A 24,966-nucleotide genomic window follows, 5' to 3' on the forward strand; every position below is an offset into this window, starting at 1 on the left:
GCTACCGCCGCTTGCCGCCCTTGGGAGGCGCCTTGACGGGCTGCTTCCTGGGCGGCGGGGGCGGCGTCACCTTCTTGGGCGTCACCGCCTTGGCCGGCACCGTGGTGGCCGTCACCGTCTTCGCCACCGGAATGGGCGGCACCGGGGCCGTCGTCCCCGGAGGCGGGGCCTGGCGCACGACATAGGTGAGTCCCTCGGCGCGGCAGGTGCCCCCGATGCAGCCGAAGGCGGGCACGGGCTCGTTGCCGAAGTGCTCCATCCACCCTGGCCCCAGGTTGAGGGGCTCGGCGATGGCGCGCTGGTCCTTGCCCCGGCCCACGTACGCCTGGAGGATGCCGTCCGCGTCCACCTTGATTTCCAGCGCCGCCTCGCCCTCGGGGGAGGCCAGGCCCAGCATGGTGCCGCGGCGCTCGCCCAGCGCCCACTCCAGCTGCAGCGGTTCGCTGGCGCCGTTGTGGACCAGCGCGACGTAGCGGCCCTTGGTGCCCAGCAGCAGCAGCGCGGCCTCTGGTGCCGACGGAGGTCCGAAGGCCATGGCGCGCGCGCGGCGCTCCCACGTCAGCGGCGGGGCCTCGGCACGCACGCGGGCACTGAGCGAGGCGATGTCGCCGTCCATCCCCACCACGTCCACCCGGGCGAGGCCCACGGGCGACTCCTCGTCCTCCGGAGGGAAGATGAGCGCCTTCTCCTCGAACGCCACCTCCCGGCCGGCCACCAGCAGCGACGGCGCGTCCGGCCCGTCGCCCACCGACACCGTGCGCTTCTCCTGGCCCGTCTCCAGGCGTCCCGGGCCGGTGCGCGGCGACAGGGAACCCAACTCCCCGGAGAGGGCCGCGCCCGGCTGCACCACCGCAGGCCGCTCGGTGGTGCGCAGCCAGGCCACACCCAGCACGCCGAGGGCCGCGAGCACCGTCACCACCTCCGCCGTCTGCCTCGCGCGGCGCAACACCTTGCGCGCGCCCTGGCGGAAGCGCTGCATGCGCGTCAGCTTCACCGGCAGCAGCGACGGCAGGCTGCCGGGCACCATCACTTCCAGGTCCGCGATGAGCGCCGTCACCGACGGGTAGCGGTCATCCGGGTCCGGCTTGAGGCACCGGGTGACGATGTTGTCCAGCCGCGCGTCCAGCCCCGGCTTGCGCCGCGAGGGCGGGTCGAACGTGCCCAGCGGCACCTCGCCGGTGAGCCACTCATAGAGGATGACGCCCAGCGAGAAGATGTCCGCGCGCGCGTCCGCGTTCTTCGCGTCCACGCGCTGCTCGGGCGCCATGTACGACAGCGTGCCCATGGACACGTGCGTGGACGTGAGCGCGTAGCGCGAGGAGGGACTGGCGTCCGCGAGGAACGAGGCCAGCCCGAAGTCCGACACCTTGGCGATGCCGCCGGCCTGCTGGTCCAGCAGGATGTTCTCCGGCTTCAAGTCCCGGTGGATGACGCCGCGGCCGTGCGCGTACTCGATGGCCCGGCAGATTTCGAGCATCCGCCGCAGCGCGCCCGCGACGTCCAGCTCCGGCGCGCGGATCAGCTCGCGCAGCGACGGGCCGTCCACGAACTCCATCACCAGGTAGTACGTGGTCTCCGTCTTGCCCTTGTCGACGATGGAGACGATGTGCGGGTGGCTCAGCGCGGCCAGCGCGGCGGCTTCCTTCTGGAAGCGCGCGATGAAGGACGGGTCCTTCGCCAGCTCCGGGTTGAGCAGCTTCACGGCCACCGTGCGGCCCAGCGAGAGCTGGGTGGCCTTGTGTACCTCTCCCATGCCTCCGCTACCGACCAGCTTCTCCAGGTGGTAGCCGCTGATGAGGTCCGCAGAGCGGGGCCGGCTGATCGCGGTGGGGTCGATTGAGGACATGGCGGTGAGCGAGGGGCCGCCAGGGTAGCAGAAACGCGGGGACGTACGAGGCGGTCATCGCGGGTCGCTGCTGCCCCCCCAGGCAGGCGACCTGGCGACCCTCAGTGCCCGGACACCGGGGTGCGGCCCACGGCCTGGCGGAGGCTGTTGCGGACCTGGTCCAGCGACGAGCGCATCTGTCCGTGGCGCACCGACGCGGCCACCGCGCGCGACAGCGACTTGAGGAGGCTGATGTCCTCCGGCCTCCAGGCGCGCGGACGCTGGCAGTCCTCGAAACCCACCACGCCCCACCACTGCTGCCGCGAGGGGTGGATGGGGCACAGCAGCACCGACTGCGTGCCCTGGCGCTCCAGCAGGTCCTTCATCATGGGCGGCGCGTCGCGCGTGGGGCAGGCCACCACCATGCCCGCCTCCAGCATGTCCACCCAGCCCGGCGCGAAGTCCCGGAAGGAGAAGGCGCGCAGCACCGGGTTGGCCAGCGGCGACGGCGTGGGCGCCTCCGCCCAGGCGTGGCGCATGTCGGTGATGAAGCGGCCGTACGTGCCGTGGACGCGGTTCTCGAAGATGTAGGCCCGGTCCACGCCGAGCGCGTGGGCCACCATGCGGAGCGCCTCCGCGCCGGTGGCCGCGCCCAGGCCCTTGTCCAGGAGCATCTTCGAGGCTTCTGACACCTTCGCGAAGGCTTCAATCATTGATGGGGGGCTTTCCAGGATGAGGGGGGGCCAACGAGTTCCGTCACTGTCCGGAACCGTCTGTCATTCACTGAAGTCACATTAAGCAGGATTCCTCTGTTCCTGTCAAATCTCAAACTCACTGAATGACGCAACGGCGCTCTGGGAGGAATGACCCGGGCGGGGTGAAACAGACCTCTCACCCTTCCCGCAGTGCGTGCCCGCGCCGACGCAGGGGCCGGGTGGTGTCGGACCCGGAAAAAAGACAGCGGGGGCGCCTCCCTTGGAGAGGCACCCCCGCAGTTGCTTCTGGAGCCTGGAAAGCTGGAATTACTTGGTGTCGGCGGCGGTCTCCGTCTTGGGAGCCGCCTTCTTGCCGGACTTCTTCGCGGGCTTGGCCTCCGGCTTCGCCTCGGCCTTGGCCTCGGCGGCGGGAGCGGCCTCGGGGGCCTTCATCTCGGCGGCGGGAGCGGCCTCGGCGGGCTTGGCCTCGGCGGCGGCCGGCTTCGTCTCCGCGGCGGCCGGAGCGGGGGTGTTGGCAAAGGCGGTGGCGGCGGCGAGGAGGGCGGCGGCGAACACGGTCTTCATGGAAAGCTCCGTTCGGGGGGGACGACGCTGGATTGCGTCGCGTTGATGCCCGTCCCTTGAGCAGCCGGCGTGCCAGGGCCCCGCTCAGAGGGAGGCGCGTGCGCAAGCGGCATGTCGCTGGGGAGAAACTCCACGGTTGGTAAAGCAACGGTGGGGGCCTGCTCCCCAGGCGAGCACCTGTCGCTTTGACGACACCGGAGCAGTTGAGCAAGCTGCATCCGCTACCCGGTGGCAATGGGTGGCAGGCCCGGGCCTCACGCCGCGCATGCCGCGCGGCCGCGGCGCGGGAGAGACGGTGTATGCGGTCCCTGCGGCTCGTGACGGCGGTGGCATGGCTGGGAGGCGGGTGTGCGGGAATCTCCCCCGTGCAGCTCGAGGCCCAGGTGCTGGAAGCAGAGCGCTGGCGGCGCGAGTACGAGGCGGAGCGCGAGCGGACCGAGGCCCTGGCGACGCGGATGGCCGCGCTGGAGTCCGCGCTGGAGCGGCTGGCGCTGGAGCGGGCCGAGGCGGAGCAGGGGCGCGCGGCGGTGCTGGAGGAGCTGGTGCGCACGGAGGCGGACCGGCACGCGCTGGAGGAGCACAACGCGCAGTTGCTGGTGCTGGAGCGGCAGCTCCACGAGCTGAAGGAACTGAAGGAGATGCACGAGGAGCTGTCGGACGTCTGGTACGAGTCCGCGCTGGAGCGCGCCCGGCGGCGCATGCAGCCTCCGCAGCAGTCCGGCACCACGCCGCGCGACGGCGGCAAGACGGGCGCTCCGTAGGACGTGACGGGCGGGCGCGCGCGACGCGGGCACCGCCGTGGTAGAGGAATCATCCCCCGTGAGCTCCCGCACGCCCATCCGCGGCTACCGCGCCGGCTTCTTCTTCGTGGTGGTGCTGCTGTCCGCCGTCACCTCCTTCACGCTGTGGACGGAGGTGCGCACGGGACGGCAGGTGGACGCGCTGGTGCAGGAGGCGCTGGAGCGCGCGGGCCTCATCGGCCGCATCCGCGTGGACGCGCTGTCGCTGGAGTCCGCGATTGAGGCGCACATCCGCGCCACCGACGACGCCGAGCGCGGCGCGGCCGACGCGGTGATGGAGGAAATCCTCGCGGACATCCGCGCCTCGTCGGAGGCGTACACGCGCAACCTGCCGCCGGGCGAGAAGGCGGCGTGGCAGCGCTTCAACGCCGGCTGTCAGGGCCTGGCGGACCAGGTGCGCACGGCGGCGGTGCTGTCGCAGCGGCGGGAGGCGGACCGGGCGCGGCGCCACCTGGCCGAGCGCATCCGCCCGCTGGCCGCGGAGCTGGACACGCTGGCCGGCAAGCTGGCCCAGGAGAACACGGACCAGGCGCGCGAGCTGGTGGGCCGGCTGGCGGACCTGCGCGTGCGCAACACCGCCCTGGGCGCGAGCGCCACGCTGCTGGCGCTGCTCCTGTCGCTGGGCGTGGGCTGGCACATCACCTCGCTGCTCAAGCGCCAGGACGCCACGATTCAGGGACAGCTGGAGGAGCTGGGCCGGCACAACCAGGAGCTGGACGCCTTCACCCGGCGCGTGGCGCACGACCTCATCTCCCCGCTGGCGCCGCTCAAGGGCTACCTCACGCTCATCCGCCGCACGGGCGCGGTGAAGGACGCGGGGGCGCTGGAAATGCTGGCGCAGTGCGAGTCCAGCGCGCTGCGCATGGGCGAGCTGATTGAGGCGCTCCTGCGCTTCTGCCGCGCGGGCACGCGGGGCGAGCGCACGGTGGGCGAGCTGGACACGGCCGTCACCACGGTGCTGCTGGAGGTGGCGCAGACGGCGGCCGCGCAGGGCGTGGCGCTGGAGCGGGAGCTGTCGCCGGGCGTGGCGGTGGACTGCCCGGGGCAGCTGCTGCAGGTGAGCGCGCGCAACCTCCTGACGAACGCGGTGAAGTACACGGCGGGCCGGGCGGAGCCGAAGGTGCGGGTGCGGGTGTCCACCGAGGGCGAGGAGGCGGTGCTGGAGGTGGAGGACAACGGCATCGGCATGGCGCCGGCGACGCTGGGCTCGCTCTTCCAGCCCTTCTTCCGCGCGCCGGAGGTGCGGACCCTGCCGGGGCACGGGCTGGGGCTCGTCACCACGAAGCGCGTGGTGGAGGCGCACGGCGGCACGCTGGTGGTGCGCTCGGAAGAGGGGAGGGGCACGCGGGTGGTGGTGCGCTTTCCCCGCGTGGTGCGCCCGGTGGCGGCGGGTGGCATCGGTGAGTCACAGGGGGCCTCCGCCGCTTCCGGAATGCGCAAGGTCGGCACATGAGCACAGCCCGCATCCTCGTGGTGGACGATGACCCCCAGGCCCGTGACTTGCTCCAGCGGCTGCTGGGCACGCTGGGGACGGTGACGCAGGCCGCGGACCCGAAGCGCGCGGCGGAGCGGCTGGCGGAGGGGCCCTTCGATTTGGTGATGACGGACATGGCCATGCCCGAGCCGGGGGATGGGCTCAAAGTCTTGCAGGCGGCGAAGACGCAGCTGCCGGACACGCCGGTCATCGTGGTGACGGCCTTCGGCAACATCGAGGGGGCGCTGGACAGCATCCAGCTGGGCGCGTTCGACTACCTGGCCAAGCCGTTCGACGTGGACGCGATTCTGCGCGTGGCGCGGCGGGCGCTGGAGCAGAAGCGGCTGGTGGAGGAGAACCGCTCGCTGCGCCAGCAGGTGGAGCGCACCTCGCTGGTGCTGGTGGGGCGCAGCCCGGCGCTGCTGGAGGTGTACAAACACGTGGCGCGCGCGGCGGCGAGCAACGTGCCGGTGCTGATTACGGGCGAGACGGGGACGGGGAAGGAGATGGTGGCGCGGGCGCTGCACAAGCGCTCGCCGCGCGCGAGCGGGCCGTTCATCCCGGTGGACTGCGGGGCGATTACCGAGTCGCTGATGGAGAGCGAGCTGTTCGGCCACGCGAAGGGGAGCTTCACGGGCGCCTCGGGCGCGCGGCGGGGCGTCTTCGAGGAGGCGAGCGGCGGGACGCTCTTCCTGGACGAGATTGGCGACGTGGGGATGAAGGTGCAGTCGCAGTTATTGCGCGTCCTGCAGGAGGGCGAGATTCGCCGCGTGGGCGAGAGCGTCCCGGTGAAGGTGGACGTGCGGGTGGTGGCGGCGACGAACAAGGACTTGAAGGCGCGGGTGGCGGAAGGGCACTTCCGCGAGGATTTGCTGTACCGGCTGGACGTGGTGCACCTGCACCTGCCGCCCCTGCGCGAGCGGCGCGAGGACGTGCCGGCGCTGGTGGAGCACTTCGCGGCGAGGCACGCGCGGGGCGGGGTGCGGCCGGTGGTGACGCCGGAGGCGATGACGCGGCTGACGGGCTACGACTGGCCGGGCAACGTGCGGCAATTGGAGAACGTGGTGGCGCGGGCGCTGGCGCTGAACGTGACGGGCGTGCTCGGGCCGCAGGACTTCCCGGAGCCCATTGGCGACGCGACGCAGAAGCTCACGGGGCTGGCGGGGGACATGCCGAGCCTCGCGGAGCTGTCTCGCCGGTACGCGGCGCACGTGCTCCAGCACGTGGGTGGGAACAAGAGCGAGGCGGCGCGGCTGCTCGATGTGGACCGCAAGACGCTCTACAAGCTGCTGGAGTCGGAGGGTGGGGCGGAGTCGTAGCGGTGCGCCTTGTCTTCGTGCGGGTGGTGCTGTCGCTGAGTGCCTGCTCCCGGTGCGCACCGGTGCCGCGGCACCGGTAGGCGTGCGTCACGGGAAACTCGACCGGGGCCGCTCCGCGCGGTCCCAGTCGAGTGGCTCGGTGCCCGCCCTGGCTCAGTTCGCGTAGTAGGTCGTGTTGAAGATGCCCCCGCCCACGCTCTCGACGAGCATGCTGATGCGGGTGCCCTGGGTGGCCGCCATGGTGGCGCGCTCGAAGAGCTGCAGCCGCTCGGCCTCGGTGTGCTGGTAGCCGCCAGCGGTCGCGCCCGTGCCCAGGTACTGGTACGTCCCGACGACGCCCCCGGTGCAGCCCGGCGCGTTGTGGACCTGGACGCTCACGTAGCCCTGGCCATAGCTGACGTTGTTCTGCCGCGTGTACGTCGCAAAGCACACGTAGCCCGTCGCCGTGACGAGCGCGGCATGGGCCGGACCGGCGAAGAGCACCGACATCATCACCGCGCAGAAAAGGGACACTCGCTTCATGGCTGTCTCCTCGGGACATTGCCCGTCAGCCGTGGGGGCCTGGACCCCTGCACGGCAAGGAAAGCCTAGAAAGCGCTACTGACACGCTGAACGGGGGAAGCCGCGAAAGTCCCTCGTCCCTTGCGCGCCATCCTCCAGCGCCCGTACTCGTATGAGGTCCAGCATTCGAGTCGCACGTCCCCTTCGCCATACGCCATGTCTGGCCTGATACACGGCCCTCACCTGTCCGGCCGCCGGACAGAGCACGGTGCGGGGTCTTGCGGTTCGTTCCGTCAGGTGCCAATCAGGCGGCGGACCCTCCGGGTGGGGCGGACGGGTGCGCACTACTGTTCCCCTCACATCCCCCCGTCATGACTCCATCCCCGTCCGTCACCTCCCTGCGTGAAGTCATCGACCGGTTGCTCGTGCTGGACCGCGAGCGTCCCCGCGAGGGCGGGGTGCTGGACGACCGGGGCCTCATCGAAAAGCTGCTGGTGACGGTGGATGCCGCGCCGGTGCTGCTCTCGTACGTGGACCGCGACGAGCGCTACCGCTTCTGCAACCAGACCTACGAGCGCTGGTTCGGCGTGCCTCGCGAGCAGGTCCTCGGCCGGCGCGTGCGTGACGTGCTGGGCGAGTCCGCCTACCGGGCCGTCCTCCCCCACCTGCAAGCGGCCCTGTCGGGCCAGCCGGTGCGCTTCGAGCGCGCCATGCCCTACAGGGATGGCGGCACTCGCGTGGTCCAGGCGGACTACCTGCCGCACGTGGACGTGGACGGCCGCGTCGCCGGGTACGTGGGCATGATTTCCGACATCACCGAGCTGCGCCGGGGCGAGGAGGCCGGGCGCATCGCCCAGCAGCTGCGCGCGAGCGAGGACCGGCTGCGCCTCACGCTCGAGGGCGCGGACCTGGGGACCTGGGACGCCGAGCTGCTCACCGGCCAGCGAAGCGTGTGTGCCAGGAGCCTGGGGCTGCTGGGCCTGCCCGCCGGGACGCCCCTGGACGATGAGCGCCTCAAGCAGTGCATCCACCCGGAGGACCGTCCCCGCCTGGACGCCGCCCGTCAGGCGGCCTTCGACCCCGAGGGGGACGGGAGCTTCCGCATCGACTTTCGCGCGGCGGGCCCCCTCGTGGAGAAGGAGCGCTGGCTGTCCGCGTTCGGCCGGGTGCACTTCAATGCGCACCGGCGGCCCCTGCGCATCACCGGCATCCTCAAGGACGTCACCACGTCCCGGCGCTCCCGCCTCCGCGCGGACCGGCTGGCGGCGGTGTCGGCCGCGCTGTCCCGCGCGCTGCGGCCCGAGGAGGTGGCCGACGTGGTGGTGCGCGAGGGCGCCGCGGCGCTCGAGGCCGTCACCGCCTCGCTGGCGCTGCTGAGCGAGGACGGCCAATCCTTCGAGCTGCGCGGCGCGCACGGCTTCCCCGAGGGGACGCTGGACGCCTGGCGGCGCTTCCCCGTGGACACACCCGTCATGTACCGGGAGGCGGTGCGCACGGGCCGTACCATGCTGTACCCGGACCTGGACGACCTCTTCCGGGACTACCCGGGCCTGAGGGGCGCGCCGTCCCTGCTGGGCCGCGCCTTCGCCGCGCTGCCGCTGCGCGTGGACGGGCGCATCCTCGGCGCCTTCGGCTTCTCCTTCGCGCACGCGCAGACCTTCGAGCCGGAGCTGCTCCAGTTCATGGAGTCGCTCGGCCAGCAGTGCGCCCTGGCGCTGGAGCGCGCGCGCCTGTACGAGGCCGAGCGCCGCGCCCGCGAGGAGGCCGAGCAGCTCCGCGACAGGCTGGCCACCGAGCGCGGTCTGCTGGAAGCCGTGCTGGAGCAGCTCCCGGTGGGCGTCGTCATCGCCGAGCCCGGCGGCCGGCTCACCCGGGGCAACGCGGCGATGGAGTCCATCTGGGGTCACCCCTTCGTGGCCTCGGAGGGCATCCCCGGGTACGGGGCCTACCAGGGCACCCACCCGGACGGCACGCCCTACCGGCCCGAGCAGTGGCCCCTGGCGCGCTCGCTGCTGCGGGGGGAGACGGTGCTGAGCGAGCCGGTGCGACTGCGCATGAACGACGGCACGGTGAAGCACATCGACCTCAGCTCCACGCGGGTCCACGACGCGCAGGGGCGGCCGCTCGCGGGCGTGGCGGTGTCCATGGACGTCACCTCGCACCACGAGATGCGCGAGGCCCTGCGCCGCGAGGCCGAGACGAGAGACCGGCTGATGGGCATCGTGGGGCACGATTTGCGCAACCCGCTGCAGGCCATTGCCACCTCCAGCACCCTGCTGCTGAAGGACAGCGCTCCCGACTCGCCCCAGCGCAAGCGCGCGGCCCGCATCCTCACGAGCGTGCAGCGCATGGACCACCTCATCCGCGACCTGCTGGACTACGCGCGCGTGAGTCAGGGCGGCGCGCTGCCCATCCATCGCCGGCGCATGAGCCTGGAGGATGCCTGCCACGTCGTCGTGGACGAGCTGCTCGCCGCCTACCCGGAGCGGGACATCCACCTGGACCTGCGCGGCGACCTGACGGGCGAGTGGGACCTGGACCGGCTGACGCAGCTGCTGGGCAACCTGGTCGTCAACGCCTTCACGCACGGCGCCCGGGGCGTCCCCGTGGAGGTGCGGGGGGACGGCGATGGCACCGTGGTGGTGCTGGAGGTGGTCAACGCGGGCAACCCCATTCCGCCCTCGCTGCTGCCCCGGCTCTTCCAGCCCTTCACCCGCGCGGACGCCGGCGGCGACGCGCTGAAGGGCGTGGGGCTGGGCCTCTTCATCGTGCAGGAAATCGTCACCGCGCATGGGGGCCACGTCCAGGTGACCTCCACGCGGGAGACGGGCACGCTGTTCCGGGTGCGGCTGCCCCGCTTCCACCGGGGCTGAAGGCCGCGTCTCAGGCGGCGCCGCGGCGCGGCTGGCGGGCCTCTTCCAGGAACGCCACCAGCTCGGCCAGCTCCACCGGCTTCACGAAGTGGCGCTGGAAGCCCGCCGCCTCGCTGCGTGCCCGGTCCTCGTGCTGGCCATAGCCGGTGAGGGCGGCGAACGTGGGGCTCGCGTCGCCCAGGCGCTCGCGGATGAGCGCGGCCAGCCCGTAGCCGTCCACCTCCGGCAGGCCGATGTCGAGGATGGCCACCTCGGGCGTGAAGCCGTCGAGCCGTTGCAGCGCCTGGCGGTGGTCATGCGCCATGGCCACCGTGTAGCCGGACATCTCCAGCAGGTCCGTCAGCGCCTCGGCCGCGTCCACGTTGTCGTCCACCACCAGCACGCGCAGCGGCTCGGTGCGCTTGTCGGCCGGGCGCGGAGGCGGGGCGGGCTCCGCGGGCGCCTCCGGGGGCGCGGCGTGGCGGGGCAGCCGGACGGTGAAGGCGCTGCCCCGGCCGGCCCCGTCGCTGTGCACGCTGACGTGGCCGCCGTGCGCCGTCACCACGCTGCTCACCAGCGCCAGGCCGATGCCCAGCCCTCCCGCGCTCCGGTCCACCGAGCGCGGCCCCTGCACGAAGGGCGCGAAGATGTGCTCCGCCAGCTCGGGGGGAATGCCCTCGCCGTTGTCCGAGACGGTGAGGACGACCTCCTCGGCGCCGGACTCCGCGCGCACCTGGAGCCGCCCCCCGGGCGGCGTGTACTTCGCCGCGTTGGTGAGCAGGTTCGTCACCACCTGCGTGAGCCGGTCCGCGTCGCCCAGGACGGGCAGCCCCCTGGCGGCAACCGCCAGGTCGAGCGCGTGCTGGCGCTGCTCGAGGAGCGGCGTCACCGCCTCCACCGCCCGGTCCACCACCGTGGACAGCTCGAGCGGCGCGCGGTGGAGCGACATCTGCCCGCGGACGATTCGCGCCAGGTCGAGCAAGTCATCCACCAGCCGCACCACGTGGCTGAGCTGGCGGCGGATGACCTCGTGCTCGGGCGTCTGCGCCAGCCCGCGCAGGCGCAGCACCTCCAGCGAGCTGACGATGGGGGCCAGCGGGTTGCGCAGCTCGTGGCCGAGCATGGCGAGGAAGGCGTCCTTCGCCCGCGTGGCGGCGATGGCCTCGGCCCGGGCGGCCTCGGCCACCTCCAGGTGGGCTTCGCGCTCGCGGTCCTGCGCCTCCAGCAGGTGCCCGGAGCGCACCAGGGCCTCGTTGAGCCGCGCCAGCTCGCGCACGTCCGAGGCGTCCACGCGCACCGGGGCGCCGCTGGCGAGCGCGTCCGCCGCGTCCGCCGCGTCGGTGATGGAGCGTCCGATGCGCCGCGACAGCGCCCACGCCCCGGCGGCGCTCAACAGCAGCATGGCCAGCCCGAGCAGTCCGCCGGCCAGCAGCGAGCGCCGCACGGGGGCATCCAGCACGTGGCGCGGGCTGACCACGGTGACCGCCCAGCCGGATTCCGTATGGCTGAACGCGGCGTAGACGGGCTCGCCCTCCATGGAGTGGTCGGCGTAGACGCCCTCGTGCGCGGCGCGCGTGCGCTGGAGGAACGTGGCCGTCGCGGACTGCCCCACGAAGCGCGCCGGGTCCCGGGTGCGGGCGGCCACGATGCCGCGTGGGTCCACCAGCGTGCGCGTCCACTCGATGTCGTCCGAGGCCTGCCGGGCCACCACCTCGCGGAGCGCGTCGACGGAGAGGACGGCCGTGAGCACGTAGCGCAGCTTCCCGTCACGCACCACGGGGACGCGCAGGGGCACGGCGAGCTGCTTCCGGGGCCCCCGTCCCACGGCGAGGTTGCCCACCAGGGGCCGCAGCGTCTCTCGCACCCGGACGAGGCTCTCGGGCTCCGCCACGGGTGGCAGGGCGCTGCCCTCGGGGAAGCCCGTGTTCAGCAGCGGGACGTCCTCCGGGGACGTGAGGAGGAGCGTCACCCACCCGCGCTGCGTCCGCAGCACGCGCTCGCACTGCACCCGGAAGCGCTGGAGGTTCTTCTCGTCCAGCGACGCGGAGGCGGCCAGCGCCTGGAGCGTGCGCAGCGAGCCGGCCGTTTCACTGTCGAACGCCTCCGCCAGCGAGCGCGCCGAGGTGAGCACCCGCCGCTCGGAGGCCGAGCGCTCCGCGCGCGCCAGGAAGACGAAGAGGATGCACGAGAAGACGACGACGGGCAGCAGCGCGCCCAGCACGAGCCTCACCAGGTGCCATCGCAGTGGCCGGGGATGACGGGAGCGGAGGGGCATGGTCCGGGCGGGCTCTACAAGGGGTGGCGGTGGGTGCCCGGGCAGGACCCGGCGGGACGCAGCGGACCATTCAATGGGGCGCGCCGCAAGTCAGCCGCCGGCCTCATGTCCGGTGCGCACAGGCGCGGCGGGGGGCCGCCCGCCTTCACCACGCGGTGTGGCGGTAGTCCTTGAAGAAGTTGCCCCACACGTACTCGCCGGAGTTCTCCGAGGAGATGACCGGGTCCACCACGCGGGCCGCGCCGTCGACGATGTCCAGGGGCGGCTGGAAGTCGAGGTCCTGCTGCTTGCGCTCCGCGTGCACCGCCGGGTCCTCGTCGGTGACCCAGCCGGTGTCGACGGCGTTCATGAAGATGTTGTCCTTCGCGTAGTCGGGCGCGGAGGTCAGCGTCATCATGTTCAGCGCGGCCTTCGCCATGTTGGTGTGCGGGTGCCGGTCCGTCTTCGTCCCGCGCGAGAAGCTGCCCTCCATGGCGGAGACGTTGACGATGTGGCCGGGCGTGGAGCGCCCGCGCATCATCAGCGGCTTGAGCTTCCCGCAGAGGATGAAGGGCGCCACCGCGTTGATGAGGTGGACCTCCAGCATCTCCGCCGTGGACACGTCCGCCAGCTTCATCCGCCACGAGTTCATCCCGCGCAGGTCCACCTGCTGCAGGTCCGCGTCCAGCCGCCCCTGGGGGAAGAGGGCGCGCGTGTCGCCCTCCTGCTCCTGCGTATAGGGCAGCAGGGACAGCGCGGCGGACGAGTGGATGCCCATTGCCGGGTCATTGCTGCGCCACGTGGGCGCGAGCGCCTGGGCGTCCGCGCCGCCAGCGCCGAGGGCCGGGTTCAGCGACGCGATGCACGCCGCGTGTCCCGCGAGCAGGGGACGGGCCGCCTCCGGCAGTTCGTCCATCCGGCGCAGCTCTCCCTCCAGGAGGTGCTCATAGAAGCCGGGGGGACGGCGCACCGTCTGCGCGGCGTTGTTGATGAGGATGTCCAGCCGGTGGTGCGTCTGCTCCACGTGCTTCGCGAACAGCTCCACGCTGGGGGCGTGCCGCAAGTCGAGCCCGTGGATGTGCAGCCGGTGGGACCACTCCGCGAAGTCGGGCTCGCGCAGGTAGCGCTGCGCCGCGTCCTGGGGGAAGCGGGTGGTGGCGATGACGCTCGCGCCCGAGCGCAGCAGCATCAGCGACGCCTGATAGCCAATCTTCACGCGGGCGCCGGTGATGAGCGCCACCTTCCCGGTCAGCGACGCGCGCTGGGTGCGCTTGGCGTAGTTGAAGTCCGCGCACTCGACGCACAGGGTGTCGTAGAAGAAGTGCAGCTTGCGGTACTCCGCCTTGCACACGTAGCACTTGCGCGGCACCGCCAGCAGCCGCTCCGGCCCTTCGGAAGGGGGCGGGGGCGGGAGCAGGGGCACGGTGAAGACGGCGGACCGGCGCAGCGAGCGAATCTCCGTCGTGGCGCGGACCTCGCGGTCATGCGTCTGCTTCGCCTGCTTGCGCTCCCTGCGCAGGGTCTTCGTGAGCCGCGACTTCGTCTGGCGGTCCGGAAACACCACGCGGGTGGCCGCGCTCAGGAACGCAATCTTCTCCTCCTCGGGGAGCTCCGTCACCAGGCGCCGGTTCTCGGCCATGGCTTGCAGCAGCCGTGTGCATTGGCGGACTTCGTCCAGGGACACGGCGGCCGGTGAGGTGGATTCGGGCAGGGCGGGGGAGGTCTCGGCGTCCTTCATTCCCTGGGTGAATACCCTCCGGGCGGACCAGAGGGAAGGACGGTGGTGGACACGGGCTCGGCGGGAGGGCGGGCGGCCATGCGGCCAGGAGCCCGCACCTCCAACGAATCAGGGGGGCCGGCCACTCTCCGTCCCGGGCCCCGGACGGCCCGCGCGGGCGCTCAGCGCGTGGCCGGCGCCGCCTCGCCCTTCTTCTCCTCCTTCTTCTCTTCCTTCTGCTTCGGCAGCGGGGACACGTGGCTGGCGACGATTCGCCACCGGCCGTTGCGCTTCACGAGCGTGTCCGTGAAGCGCAGCTCGGCGGCGAACGCCTTGCCCCCGGCGACGCCCTTCACGGAGGTGGTGCCATTCACCACCGCCGTGTCGCCGTAGAGCCTCACCTTCATGTCGTGGTTGCGGAAGACCTCGTAGCGGGGCTCCTTGTTGCGCAGCTCGGTGAGGGTCTCCTCGCGCGTCGTGAGGTTGCCGGACGTGTCGATGAGGGTGAAGCCGTCGCCGAGGAACTCGGCCGCGAGGCTCTCGTTGCCGGTGCGGAAGGACTCGCAGCCCGAGTGCAGCGCTTCGAGCACGGCGGCCTCCTCTCCCTTCGGAGCGGCGAGGGCGGGAGCGGCCAGGGCGAGCAACACGAGACACGCGGCGAGGGACTTCTTCATCGGTACATCCTCCGGGGAGACTTCAGGCTCGCAACGTACCCCGGGGCGGGGGACAGGGCTGCAGAAGCTCCTCGTCGGTGAACGTCCCGGGGCCTCCGCGCGGATGTGCCTTGTGCCCCGGGGCCCGGGGCCTCCAGACTCCGTGCCGTGAATTCCCGCTCCCTGCCGACGCTCGCGCTTCTGCTGGCCTCCAACATGACGGCCTGTGTCTCCCAGCCGCGTGGCCCCGAGGAGGCGCCCGTGGAGGCCGGGCCCCCGGCGCGCCTGTGGCGCCGGAGCGCGGCGGAGCGGGACTTCGAGCGCTTCGCCCGCGAGGGGACGGTGCTCGCGGCGGATGGCGCGCTGGAGCTGGACGCGGCGGCGCCGACGGTCAGCGAGCCGTTCGCCTCGGGCGTGGAGGCGGATGGGGGCACGCGCTACGTCGGTGGAGGCTATCGCCAGGGCCTGGCGGTCTCCGACACGCAGCTCGTCCCGGGTGGGTTCACCACCGTGGTGCCCTCCTTCGACGCCCTCACCCCGCCGGGGACGTGGCTGAAGGTGACGCTCGCCGCGCGCATCGACGGCGCCTGGACGAAGGACTACGAGCTGGGCGTGTGGGCCTTCGACTCGGCGCCGGTGGCGCGGCACAGCGTGGACGGCCAGCGCGATGCGAATGGCGCGGTGTCCACGGACACGCTCAACCTCCAGCGCCGGGCGGACGCGCTGCGGATGAAGGTGTGGCTCTACTCCTCGCGGCCGGACGCCACGCCCCACGTGCGCGCGCTGTCGGCCGCGGTGAGCGACAAGCGCGGGCTCGCCGAGGACGGTGTGTCGGCGCGCGCGGCGTGGGGGACGGTGCTGGACGTGCCGGGCTACTCGCAGATGCTCTATCCGGAGGGTGGGCCGGTGTGGTGCTCGCCCACGTCCACCACGATGCTGCTCGGCTACTGGGGACAGAAGCTGGGGCGGCCGGAGCTGCACACCACGGTGCCCGCGTCGGCCGAGCGCACCTATGACTGGGCGTACCGGGGCACCGGCAACTGGCCCTTCAACACCGCGTACGCGTCCGCCATGGGCGGCGGGGCGCTGCACGGCATGGTGCTGCGCCTGGATGGCTTCGACCAGGTGGAGCGGCTCATCGCCGCGGGCATCCCCGTCAGCATCAGCATCGCGTACGAGGAGGGGACGCTGGCCGGCTCTCCCGTGCGCCGCTCGGACGGGCACCTCATCGTGGTGAAGGGCTTCACCCCGGAGGGGGACGTGGTGTGCAACGACCCCGCCTTCAAGACGGACGAGACGGTGTCGGTGACGTACAAGCGAGACCAGCTCTGGCGGGCCTGGCGCCACTCGCGCCATGCCGCGTATGTCCTGTGGCCGGCGGGCACCTCGCTCCCCGAGGGCGTGGTGGGCGTCCTGCGGTGACCCTGGCGTCGTTGAAGCCCGTGCAGCCCCTTCCTGGAGGAGACCTTCCGATGTCGACCCCGTCGCCCCTCTCCGTCCCCGATGCCTGGGAGCTGGTCGTGCCGGAGTACGTGCGCGAGCTGCAGCCGGTGTTCGAGAACTTCGCCCGGGATGCACTCACTCGGGCGGCGGTGGGGCGGGGCTCGCGCGTGGTGGACGTGGCGGCGGGGCCCGGGACGCTGGCGCTCCTCGCGGCACGGGCAGGCGCGCGGGTGACGGCGGTGGACTTCGCGCCCCGGATGATTGCGACGCTGCGCGAGCGCGCGACGGCAGAGGGGCTGGAGGTCGAGTCGCTCGTCGGGGATGGCATGGCGCTGGCGCTGGCGGAGCGGACGTTCGACGCGGCGTTCTCCATGTTCGGGCTGATGTTCTTCCCCGACCGGCCGCGCGGCTTCCGCGAGCTGCTGCGCGTGCTCGTCCCCGGAGGCCGCGCCGTCGTGTCGAGCTGGATTCCGCTGGAGCGCTCGCCCGTGATGAACGTGTTCTACCGGAGCTTCGCGGAGCTGATGAGCGGGGGAGGGGGCGGGGGCGGGGCGCCGCGCGACGGGATGATGCCGCTGTCGGACCCGGAGACGTGTCAGCGGGAGATGTCCGACGCGGGCTTCGTGGACGTCTCCGTGCACGAGGCGAGTGCCCGCGTGGACTACGCCTCGACGGCGGCGCTGGTGGACGCGATGGTGCGCTCGGCCGCGCCCGTCGTGCTGGCGCGCAGGGCGCTCGGTGAGAAGTGGGGCGGCGTCGAGCGGGCCCTGCTGGACAAAGTCTCTTCGGAGCTGGGCACCGGCCCGCAGGCCGGCCTGTTCAACGCGTACCTCACCGTGGGTTCTCGGAAGTGAGCGCACGTTCGCCTCGCGCGGACTGAGACATTCCGTTGCATGTGACAACCGCCGCTCCGGGCGCACGGTATGCACACCCGTGCGGAGTCGAGCGCAGGCGACCTCACCTCGGACGACGTTGTGACTCGGTGAGCACCTACGTACCGTGTCGCATCCATGCGTCGTTGGCTCCCGCTCGCTCTGCTTCTGCCCGGTCTCGCGTGTGCTCCTGCTTCCAGTCCGGAGGCGCCGCGCCTGGACGGCGTGGGCTCGCGAGGGAGCGGGGCCGCGCTGGATGCGGCGGTGGCCGTCGTGCCCGCGCAGGACGGCCGTGCGCCTGAGGCTGGCGCGGCGCGGGTGGCTGCGCTCCCGTCAGACGCCGATTCGGGGGCGTCGGCCACCGGTGCCAACGCCTTGGTGGAAGCGGGAGCCGGCGCGAGTGACGCGGGCGAGCCGCCCGTCACGGCGGCCGCGCCGGCGACGGGTGTCGCTCCGTCCTCCGACGGGGGCCTGAGCGCTCAGGGACCCTCCTCGGAAGAGCTGCTCGCCGCGTGGCAGCGGACCGCGCCGGATGGTGGCACGGCCTCCACCGACGCGAAGGCAGCGCCCAGGGTGGCCTCCGAGTCCTCCGACTCCGACGACTCGCGAGCCGAGGGCCCCGCGCTCGCGAACGACCCGGCGCTCAGCGTCATGCCCAGGCCCGCGCCGCATGGGGAGGCGGAGGACGTGGAGCCTCCGCCCGCCGAGCAGCTCGTCGTCATTCCGGACCGGAAGAACCCGGGCGTGGAGCTGGTGCTCGGGCCCGACGGCGAGCCGCTGGAGGACACGGGGCTGGTGCTGGGCGACATCGACCCGTCCCTGGACCCCGAGGAGTTCGAGCCGGACTCGGAGCCCCTCGGCGGCGCGGATGCGGGGACGGCGCCCTTCGCCATTCCCTACGCGCCCGACGCGGGCTCGCTGCGGGTGAGGCGCTCCATCGCCGTGCGCCAGGAGCCCCGCCGGGATGCGCCACCCCTGGGCACGGTGGCCCAGGACATGCGCGTGCGCTGGAAGGGCGACACGGCCATGCGCGGGCCGGACTGCGATGCGTGGATTCAAATCGAGCCGCGCGGCTGGGTCTGCGACCGTTACCTGGAGCCCAACTTCCGCGAGCCCCGCGTGCGTGACCTGCCGAAGCTGCGCGAGGGCGAGCTGACGCCGGGCGTCTACGCGCGCGTGGTGGGCCGGCGCGTGCGGGCGTACCCGAGCCTCGCCCTGGCGAAGAGGAAGAAGAAGGGCGTGCTGCTGAAGGGCTCGGTGACGGTGCAGCTGCGCGGGCAGGTGCGCGTGGGCCGCCGCACCTTCTGGCGCACCGCGGACGGCCAGTACCTGGAGGCGCGCGTGCTGCGCGAGTACCGGCCCTCCTCCTTCGAGGGCGTGGGCGCGGAATTGCTCGCGGAGCTGCCGACGCCCTTCGCGTGGGCCCAGTCCCGCCTGCGGCCGAGCTCCGATGTGGACGTGCGCGTGGCGCCGGACGCGAAGGCCGCGCGGGAGACGGTGCTGCCGCCGCGCACGCTGGTGGCGGTGCGGGAGCTGTCCGCGGATGGCAACTGGGTGCTCATCTCGGAGAACCACTGGGTGGCCCGGGATGACCTGCACGTGGCCTGGTTCACGCCCGCGCCGCCCGGCGTGGAGCCCGGCGAGCGGTGGCTGGACGTGGACCTGGAGGCGCAGGTGCTGGTGGCCTACGAGGGCGAGCGGCCGGTGTACGCGACGCTCATCTCCTCGGGGAAGCCGGGCACGGACACACCGGAGGGGCTCTACCGTATCTGGCTCAAGTTCGCGGAGGCGGACATGACGGGCAACGGCACCACCGGCAGCGAGACGTACCGCGTGGCCACGGTGCCGTGGACCATGTTCTTCCAGGACGACTACGCGCTGCACACCGCTTACTGGCATGACCGTTTCGGCGACCCGATGAGCCACGGCTGCATCAACCTGGCGCCGAAGGACGCCCGCGCCCTCTACACCTGGGCCGCGCCCGAGGTCCCCACCGGCTGGTCCATGGTCCATGCGACACCGGACGCCCCCGGCTCCTGGGTGCGCATCCGCGGGCAGGCGCGAGCGAAGGGCCAGGAGCGCAAGGTCACCGTCGCCTCCACCGCGCGTCGGGAGCGGTAGCGCGGCTGTCGGACGTCTGACCCTGGGTGCCAGGCTGTTGCTGGCGTTTCTTGATTTCCATTGTAGGTGTGTTGACGTCTGTCTTTGGGGAGGCGCACTCCCGCGCCTCACCTGACTGGAGGCAGACCCGATGCGACGCTTGTCCCTTCGTGATGCGCTTCTCCTCGTTCCCGCGACGCTGATGCTGGCGGCGTGTGGTGGTCCTCCGCAGGAGGGGCTCGACTCCGCGACGGAGGAGGGCTCCACCCTGGGGACCTCCGAGGCCGGGCTGTCAGCCGGACTCTCTTGCAGCCGCACGTCCTATCAGGACGTCACCTGCACGGCGTCCGTCTCCGGCGGTGTGCCCCCGTATACCTATAACTGGTCCGAGCAGCGCAACCTGTTCGTCCCGATGCAGACGTACTTCATCGGCCACGGCAACGGGACCTCGCCCAGCAAGTCGTTCAGCTGCTGGGAGCCCGATGCGACCTCGCCCGGTGACTACTCGTCCCGGTACAGGGTCACCGTCGTGGATTCCACGGGTGCCAGCTCCGGACTCGTCTTCCATTACGACTTCTTCGTCTGTGGTTGATGCGCTGGCTCGGCGCTTTCAAGCAGACGCGGCCCGGTCTGTCCTGCCGGGCCGTGCTCACCCCACCACGGACACGGTGACGCGGCGGCGGTGCGGCGACGTGCGGTGCTCCCAGACGTAGACGCCCTGCCACGTCCCCAGGTCCGCGGAGCCGTCCTTCACGGGGATGCTCAGCGAGTTCTGCGTGAGCACCGTGCGCACGTGCGCGGGCATGTCGTCCGGCCCTTCCGCGTCGTGCACGAAGAGCGAGTCCCCGTCCTTCACCAGCCGCGCGAAGAAGGACTCCAAATCCCTGCGCACGTCCGGGTCCGCGTTCTCACACAGAATCAGCGACGCGCTCGTGTGGTGCAGGAACACCGTGCACAGCCCCTGCCTCGCGCCGCTCTCCGTCACCGCGCGCTGCACGTCGGCGGTGATGTCGGTGAAGCCGCGGCCCCGGGTGGCCACCGTCAGCTCCTTCGCGTGGTACATGCCGTCAGCGCCCTCCCAGCCGCGCCACCAGGAAGGCGGCCAGCCGCTCCAGCTCCTCGGCGTCAATCGTGTGCGGCCCGTCGAAGGGGTGGAAGTCCACCGCCAGCCCGGACTCCGTCAACACGTCGCGCAGGCGCTCGGCGGCGGCGAAGGGCAGCACGGTGTCGTCCCGGCCGTGGGCCTGGAACACGGGCAGCCCCTTGCGGGCCTGCGCCTTCTGCCGCCACTCCGCCTCCGAGGTGAGCGTGCCGGACAGGATGCACAGGCCCGCGGGCGCCTCCTCCAGCCGCAGCGCCACGTCCGTCGTCACCATGCCGCCCTGGCTGAAGCCGCCCAGCACGATGCGGCCATACGGCAGCTTCATGGACAGGGACACCGCCTCCACCACGCTCATCATCGCCCGGCGCGCGGCCGACATGCCCGGGGGCACCTCGCGGGCGAAGAGGTCCCAGTCGCGCAGCTGCCCGCGCATGATGGCCTCGGGCAGGTGGAACCACGCGCGCCCGGCGGGCATGCCCCACTCCGCCAGCGTCAGCGGCGCGCCGGGGAAGATGAAGCGCACGCGGTCGGCGAGCGACGCCTCCACGGACATCAGCTCCGGCGCGAGCGGCACCAGGTCCGTCGCAGGAGCACCGAAGCCGTGACAGAGGATGACGGCCAGCTCGGGCGCCGCGCCGTCGGGGAGCGCGTCGACGACGTTGCACTCCAGCTCACCCAGCCGCGTGGCGAGGCGTCGAGCGGTGCGGCCACCCATCACTTCGCGCCCGCCGGGGCCTGGTCGCTCATCGAAATCTTCTCGATGACCACCGGCGTCTGCGGCCTGTCACGCGAGTCGCGCTGGACGTTGGAGATCTTCTCCACCACGTCATAGCCCTGCACCACCTCACCGAAGATGGTGTGCTTGTTGTTGAGGTAGTCCGGCGTGGAGGTGGTGATGAAGAACTGGCTGCCGTTGGTGCCGGGGCCCGCGTTGGCCATGGCCAGCAGGCCGGGCTTGTTGAAGGTGCGGCCGCTCTTGAACTCGTCCTCGAAGCGGTAGCCCGGGTCGCCGCGGCCGGTGCCCGTGGGGTCTCCGCCCTGAATCATGAAGCCCGGAATCACGCGGTGGAAGACGACGCCCTGGTACAGCGGCCGGTCCGTCACCCGCTGGCCGGAGGTGGGGTCCGTCCACGGCTTCTCGCCCGTGGCGAGGCCCACGAAGTTGGCCACCGTCTTCGGCGCGTCCTTGGAGAACAGGCGCACGGTGATGGCGCCCTGGTTGGTGCTCAGGGTGGCGTAGACCTCCTGGCCGGCCTGGACCTTCTTCGTCCACTCACCGGAGGCGGCGGCCTCGGCGGGCGGCGGCGTGGCGGCGGGGGCCTGCTGCGCGGGCGTCCCGGAGGGCTGCGCGGGTCGCGTCTGCGCGGCCGGAGGCGGGGTGGGAGGCGCGCTGGAGGGCTCCTTCTTGTCGGAGTCCTTGCAGGCTGCGAGGGAAAGGCTGAGGAGGACGGTCGTCAGGATTCGGGTCCGCATGGCGGGCGAACCTAGACGCCACCTTCGACGGATTCCAGGGGTTTACGCGGGGGCCCCCTGTCCACTGTCACGCACCTGGAGTAAAAAAGACACGGCCCCCCCGCCCCCGAAGCAACTCCGGGGCGGAAGGCGCGATGATCCGGATAGCGATTCGCGAAGATCCCCTTGGAGTCCCTTTCTCATGGCGCCCATCCGTAACGAGCCCCGCCCCGCCCCGACGCCTACTCCGACGGCGCGTCCCACGCCGCCCGCGCCCCGGCCGCCGGCTCCGGCGCAGCCGCAGGCGGACCGGTTCGAGACGGCCCACAACCGGGTGAGCCAGGTCGCCAACGGCGCGAAGTCCATCTCCGACGGCGTGGCCGCCACCCAGGTGCGCAACGCCCCGGGCCCGCAGCGCTTCGGCCCCTGGGAGATTCCGGGCCGTGCCGGCGCCGGCACCGTGGAGGGCGTCAACACCCGTGGGGCGCGCTGGGCCGGCGCCGCGGGCACCGCCGCCAGCGTGGCGCAGCTGCCGGGCGCCGCCTACCTGGCCTTCCGCGACACGCGCGACTTCTTCCGCAACCCCTCGCTGGAGGGCGCCAACAAGGCGGCGGGCTCCGTGGCCAGCGCCGCCTCCACCGGCCTCAACGTGGTGAAGGGTGGCCTGGAGACGGCCGGCAACGTCAGCAACTACCGCGCCGCCGCCAACGCGGCCCGCACGGCCTTCACGCAGGCGGCCCCGGACGCCGGCCGCGCGGTGGCCAACCGCGTCGCTGGCGCCGCCGCCCGCGAGGCGGTGGAAGGGGCCTCGCGCCAGGTGGTGCGCAACGTGGCCGCCCGCGCGGCGGGTGAGGGCCTGGAGGTCGCCGGCCGCCTGGGCGCCAACGCCGCCCGCCACGCCCTGCGCGAAGGTGGCACCGCGGCGGCCCGTGCCGCCGGCCGCTTCGCCCCGGGCCTGAACGTGGCCATCGCCGTGGCGGACACCGCCGCCGCCGTGAGCACGATTGCCGACCCGAACGCCTCCACGGGCAAGAAGGTGACGGCCGGCATCACCGCGCTGGGCTCCATCGCCGCCGCCACCAACATCCCGGTGGTCAGCCAGGTGGGCGCCGCCGTGTCCACGGTGTCCAGCTTCGTCGGCTCCTTCTTCTAGCCGCCTCCGTCCCGACGCATACTCGCGTCATGACGACGAAGGACGACCCGAAGGGCGGCGGTGCGCGTTCGCTGGCCGAGCTTCACGCGCTCGGCATCATGAAGCGGATGCCCTCCGCCTTCTCGTTGGACAGCACCGAGCCGGTGGACCTCCCCACCGTCACCGCCCCCTCGCTGGAGGGGCTGACGGTGGCCCTGGTGCGCCCGGCTCCGCTGACGGAGCAGGACCTCGTCGACCGCTTCGATGCGCTCCGCCGCCAGCACGCCGACCGCCGCGAGCGCAAGCCGGGCGAGGACGTGGGCGTCGGGGACGAGGTGCTCCTGGACGTGCTCGGCTTCGCCAACGGCCGGCTGCTGCCCTTCTCCGCGCGGGAGGACTGGCGGACGCATGTGATTGCGGACCCGGTGCTGCCCGGCTTCTTCGAGGCGCTCCCGGGCGCGAAGGTGGGCCAGTCCTTCGGCATCGAGCTGAAGCTGCCGGACAGCTACCCCGTGGAGGCGCTGCGCGGGCAGACGGCGCGCTTCCTCCTGGACGTGAAGGCGGCGCAGGAGTTGCGGCTGCTGGCGGATGACTCACCGGAGCTGCTGAAGCGGCTGCGCATGGGCAGCCTCACGGACGTCATGCGCCACCTAGGCGACGAGCTGGCCCGCGAGCGCACCGAGGAGATGGACCGCCTCACCCAGGAGCGGGTGCTGGACGCGGTGGTGGAGCGCACGCAGGTGTCGCTGTCCACCGCGCTGGTGGACGAGGAGATTCGCCGCCGCTGGGCGGAGACCGAGCGCCCCATCCTCGCGCGCAAGGCCTTCCAGCCGGACGAGCTGCAGGAGGCGCTGGAGGGGTGGCAGAAGGACGCGCTCACCCGCGCGGACGCGGCGCGGCGCCTGACGCTGGCCCTGGCGCTGCGGGCCATCGCCACGCGGGACGGCGTGCAGCCGGAGAAGAAGGCCACGGACGCGCTCATCGACGAGCTCGCCGGCCTGTCCGGCGTGGCCCGGAAGGATTTGGGTCGGGCGGTGAAGGAGGACGCGGCGCTCGCCCGGCGGCTGTACGACCTGGCGCTGCACCTGGCCACCGTGGACCATGTGATGAAGAAGGTGAAGCTGACGGCGCCGGCCTGACGTCAGCGGGCGTCGAGCGCCAGGGCCACCATGGCCTCGGTGACGTCGCCGGGGTGGTAGCGGTTGAACCCGGGCAGGGCGCGCAGCGCGCCCTCCGCGTGGTCCATGTCGTCCAGGCGCACCACGCCCGCGCCGGGCACCTCCGCGTCCAGGGCCGTCACCAGGCCGTCGGCCGCGTAGCCGTACCTGTCCCGGAGGTAGCGCTGCAGCGGGTACAGGCTGGACAGGCGCGACAGGCGCGAGGTGGCCAGCGACACGGTGGGAATGCCGGCCGGGTAGGGGTGCTTTCGGATGAACTCCATCCGACTTGTATAGGAAAGCTCCTCCACGGACCGGGACACCCCATGGAACAGCAGAGGGAAGGCGAAGTCGATGAGCCGCCGCATGTCCGGCGTGGTGGCCAGGTCATGGGCCAGGGAGGAGCCGCCGTAGGGCGCCTGCAGCGTCACCACCGCGCGCACCACCCGGCGCAGCTCCGGGTGCAGGGCCAGCGTGGCCGTGCACTCCACGGCGCCCTTGCTGTGGCCCACCAGCACCACCGAGCGGCCGAAGTGCTCCGCGTCCAGCAGCGCCTCGCGCAGCACCGCCACGTTGTCGGTGATGAGCCCCTCGGTGTCCACCGGCGCCTCGAGCACGTCCAGGCCCCGGCGCTCCAGCCGCTGCACATTGTCCAGCAGGTAGCCGGGCAGCTCGTCCCCCAGCATGCCGCGCACCAGCACGTACTGGTGCCGCTTCGCCGCGTCCGGCAGCACCGGCTCGCCCTCGCGCACGCGCGAGAGCAGCGCCTTGAAGCGCGGGGTGAGGTCCTCGCCCGGGAGCCCCTGCGCGGAGCGCTGCAGCCAGCCGGCCAGGCCACCACAGCCGGGGCCCCACCAGCGCTCCGCGGGAGGCAGGCCGCGCAGGCTCCGCGACAGCCGGGCAATGGCACCCGACTCGCGGGCCGGGGCGGGAGTGGGGGTGGGCGGCGGAAGGGCGACGTCGGGCAGCGACTGCGTCATCTTCCGCGGAAGCGTACCGGGAAGCCGTCCCCGGGCGCCAACGGCCCCACCCC

General features: G+C 72.4%; 21 protein-coding genes. 10 read left to right on the plus strand and 11 right to left on the minus strand.

Going from position 1 to position 24,966, the window contains the following annotated elements:
• Position 1: 1 nt before the first annotated feature.
• From ACX9TP_RS07650 to ACX9TP_RS07660, 3 genes are all read right to left on the minus strand, one after another.
• Complete coding sequence (locus ACX9TP_RS07650) at positions 2-1,846, minus strand: serine/threonine-protein kinase (RefSeq protein WP_482979068.1); 1,845 nt, start codon at positions 1,844-1,846, stop codon at positions 2-4.
• A 101-nt stretch (positions 1,847-1,947) separates the two neighbouring features.
• Positions 1,948-2,538, minus strand: a complete 591-nt coding sequence (locus ACX9TP_RS07655; RefSeq protein WP_482979069.1) for a GAF domain-containing protein — start codon at positions 2,536-2,538, stop codon at positions 1,948-1,950.
• A 309-nt stretch (positions 2,539-2,847) separates the two neighbouring features.
• Positions 2,848-3,105, minus strand: a complete 258-nt coding sequence (locus ACX9TP_RS07660; protein ID WP_482979070.1) for a hypothetical protein — start codon at positions 3,103-3,105, stop codon at positions 2,848-2,850.
• A gap of 299 nt (positions 3,106-3,404) precedes the next feature.
• Between ACX9TP_RS07660 and ACX9TP_RS07665 the strand changes: the two genes are divergently transcribed.
• Genes ACX9TP_RS07665 through ACX9TP_RS07675 form a run of 3 tightly spaced genes read left to right on the plus strand, consistent with a single transcriptional unit; the run spans position 3,405 to position 6,698 of the window.
• The gene (locus ACX9TP_RS07665; protein WP_482979071.1) at positions 3,405-3,866 is read left to right on the plus strand and encodes a hypothetical protein; all 462 of its coding nucleotides are present in this window, start codon (positions 3,405-3,407) and stop codon (positions 3,864-3,866) included.
• Between the two features lie 58 nt (positions 3,867-3,924).
• On the plus strand, positions 3,925-5,358 hold the full coding sequence (locus tag ACX9TP_RS07670) for a sensor histidine kinase (protein ID WP_482979072.1): 1,434 nt from the start codon (positions 3,925-3,927) through the stop codon (positions 5,356-5,358).
• Positions 5,355-6,698 (plus strand): sigma-54-dependent transcriptional regulator, encoded by a 1,344-nt coding sequence (locus ACX9TP_RS07675; RefSeq protein ID WP_482979073.1) that lies wholly within the window; start codon positions 5,355-5,357, stop codon positions 6,696-6,698. The genes ACX9TP_RS07670 and ACX9TP_RS07675 overlap by 4 nt, the downstream gene beginning before the upstream one ends.
• A 153-nt stretch (positions 6,699-6,851) precedes the next feature.
• On the opposite strand, the gene ACX9TP_RS07680 is transcribed toward ACX9TP_RS07675, so the two are convergent.
• A complete protein-coding gene (locus tag ACX9TP_RS07680; protein ID WP_482979074.1) occupies positions 6,852-7,220 on the minus strand; it encodes a hypothetical protein in 369 nt (122 codons plus the stop codon).
• A 350-nt stretch (positions 7,221-7,570) separates the two neighbouring features.
• Between ACX9TP_RS07680 and ACX9TP_RS07685 the strand changes: the two genes are divergently transcribed.
• Positions 7,571-10,072 (plus strand): PAS domain-containing sensor histidine kinase, encoded by a 2,502-nt coding sequence (locus ACX9TP_RS07685; protein WP_482979075.1) that lies wholly within the window; start codon positions 7,571-7,573, stop codon positions 10,070-10,072.
• Between the two features lie 10 nt (positions 10,073-10,082).
• Here ACX9TP_RS07685 and ACX9TP_RS07690 read toward each other — a convergent pair whose 3' ends face one another.
• From ACX9TP_RS07690 to ACX9TP_RS07700, 3 genes are all read right to left on the minus strand, one after another.
• On the minus strand, positions 10,083-12,326 hold the full coding sequence (locus ACX9TP_RS07690) for a hybrid sensor histidine kinase/response regulator (RefSeq protein WP_482979076.1): 2,244 nt from the start codon (positions 12,324-12,326) through the stop codon (positions 10,083-10,085).
• Between the two features lie 145 nt (positions 12,327-12,471).
• Entirely contained in the window at positions 12,472-14,043 is a 1,572-nt protein-coding gene (locus tag ACX9TP_RS07695; protein WP_482979077.1) for an SDR family NAD(P)-dependent oxidoreductase, read from the minus strand.
• Positions 14,044-14,204: 161 nt separating this feature from the next.
• On the minus strand, positions 14,205-14,696 hold the full coding sequence (locus ACX9TP_RS07700; RefSeq protein ID WP_482979078.1) for a nuclear transport factor 2 family protein: 492 nt from the start codon (positions 14,694-14,696) through the stop codon (positions 14,205-14,207).
• Between the two features lie 147 nt (positions 14,697-14,843).
• On the opposite strand from ACX9TP_RS07700, the gene ACX9TP_RS07705 reads away from it, so the two are divergent.
• The 4 genes from ACX9TP_RS07705 (at position 14,844) to ACX9TP_RS07720 (ending at position 19,682) form a co-directional block, all read left to right on the plus strand.
• Complete coding sequence (locus ACX9TP_RS07705; protein ID WP_482979079.1) at positions 14,844-16,097, plus strand: peptidase C39 family protein; 1,254 nt, start codon at positions 14,844-14,846, stop codon at positions 16,095-16,097.
• A gap of 50 nt (positions 16,098-16,147) precedes the next feature.
• The gene (locus tag ACX9TP_RS07710; protein ID WP_482979080.1) at positions 16,148-16,972 is read left to right on the plus strand and encodes a class I SAM-dependent methyltransferase; all 825 of its coding nucleotides are present in this window, start codon (positions 16,148-16,150) and stop codon (positions 16,970-16,972) included.
• 396 nt (positions 16,973-17,368) lie between these two features.
• Positions 17,369-19,111, plus strand: coding sequence for a L,D-transpeptidase family protein (locus ACX9TP_RS07715; RefSeq protein WP_482982128.1), 1,743 nt, complete (start codon positions 17,369-17,371; stop codon positions 19,109-19,111).
• 130 nt (positions 19,112-19,241) lie between these two features.
• A complete protein-coding gene (locus ACX9TP_RS07720; RefSeq protein WP_482979081.1) occupies positions 19,242-19,682 on the plus strand; it encodes a hypothetical protein in 441 nt (146 codons plus the stop codon).
• A 57-nt stretch (positions 19,683-19,739) separates the two neighbouring features.
• On the opposite strand, the gene ACX9TP_RS07725 is transcribed toward ACX9TP_RS07720, so the two are convergent.
• The 3 genes from ACX9TP_RS07725 to ACX9TP_RS07735 are packed head-to-tail and all read right to left on the minus strand — an operon-like array spanning position 19,740 to position 21,665.
• A complete protein-coding gene (locus tag ACX9TP_RS07725) occupies positions 19,740-20,153 on the minus strand; it encodes a secondary thiamine-phosphate synthase enzyme YjbQ (protein WP_482979082.1) in 414 nt (137 codons plus the stop codon).
• A gap of 4 nt (positions 20,154-20,157) precedes the next feature.
• Positions 20,158-20,907 (minus strand): alpha/beta hydrolase, encoded by a 750-nt coding sequence (locus ACX9TP_RS07730; RefSeq protein ID WP_482979083.1) that lies wholly within the window; start codon positions 20,905-20,907, stop codon positions 20,158-20,160.
• Positions 20,907-21,665 carry a peptidylprolyl isomerase gene (locus tag ACX9TP_RS07735; protein ID WP_482979084.1) on the minus strand — a complete coding sequence of 253 codons (759 nt, stop codon included), beginning with the start codon at positions 21,663-21,665 and terminating at the stop codon, positions 20,907-20,909. Before ACX9TP_RS07735 ends, ACX9TP_RS07730 begins: the two co-directional genes overlap by 1 nt.
• A 181-nt stretch (positions 21,666-21,846) precedes the next feature.
• Between ACX9TP_RS07735 and ACX9TP_RS07740 the strand changes: the two genes are divergently transcribed.
• The gene (locus ACX9TP_RS07740; RefSeq protein WP_482979085.1) at positions 21,847-22,797 is read left to right on the plus strand and encodes a hypothetical protein; all 951 of its coding nucleotides are present in this window, start codon (positions 21,847-21,849) and stop codon (positions 22,795-22,797) included.
• A 29-nt stretch (positions 22,798-22,826) separates the two neighbouring features.
• Positions 22,827-23,915 (plus strand): trigger factor, encoded by a 1,089-nt coding sequence (locus tag ACX9TP_RS07745; RefSeq protein WP_482979086.1) that lies wholly within the window; start codon positions 22,827-22,829, stop codon positions 23,913-23,915.
• Positions 23,916-23,917: 2 nt separating this feature from the next.
• On the opposite strand, the gene ACX9TP_RS07750 is transcribed toward ACX9TP_RS07745, so the two are convergent.
• Positions 23,918-24,913, minus strand: coding sequence for a lipase family protein (locus ACX9TP_RS07750; protein WP_482979087.1), 996 nt, complete (start codon positions 24,911-24,913; stop codon positions 23,918-23,920).
• Positions 24,914-24,966 lie beyond the last annotated feature (53 nt).

The sequence above is a fragment of the Pyxidicoccus sp. M15 genome, assembly GCF_056858435.1.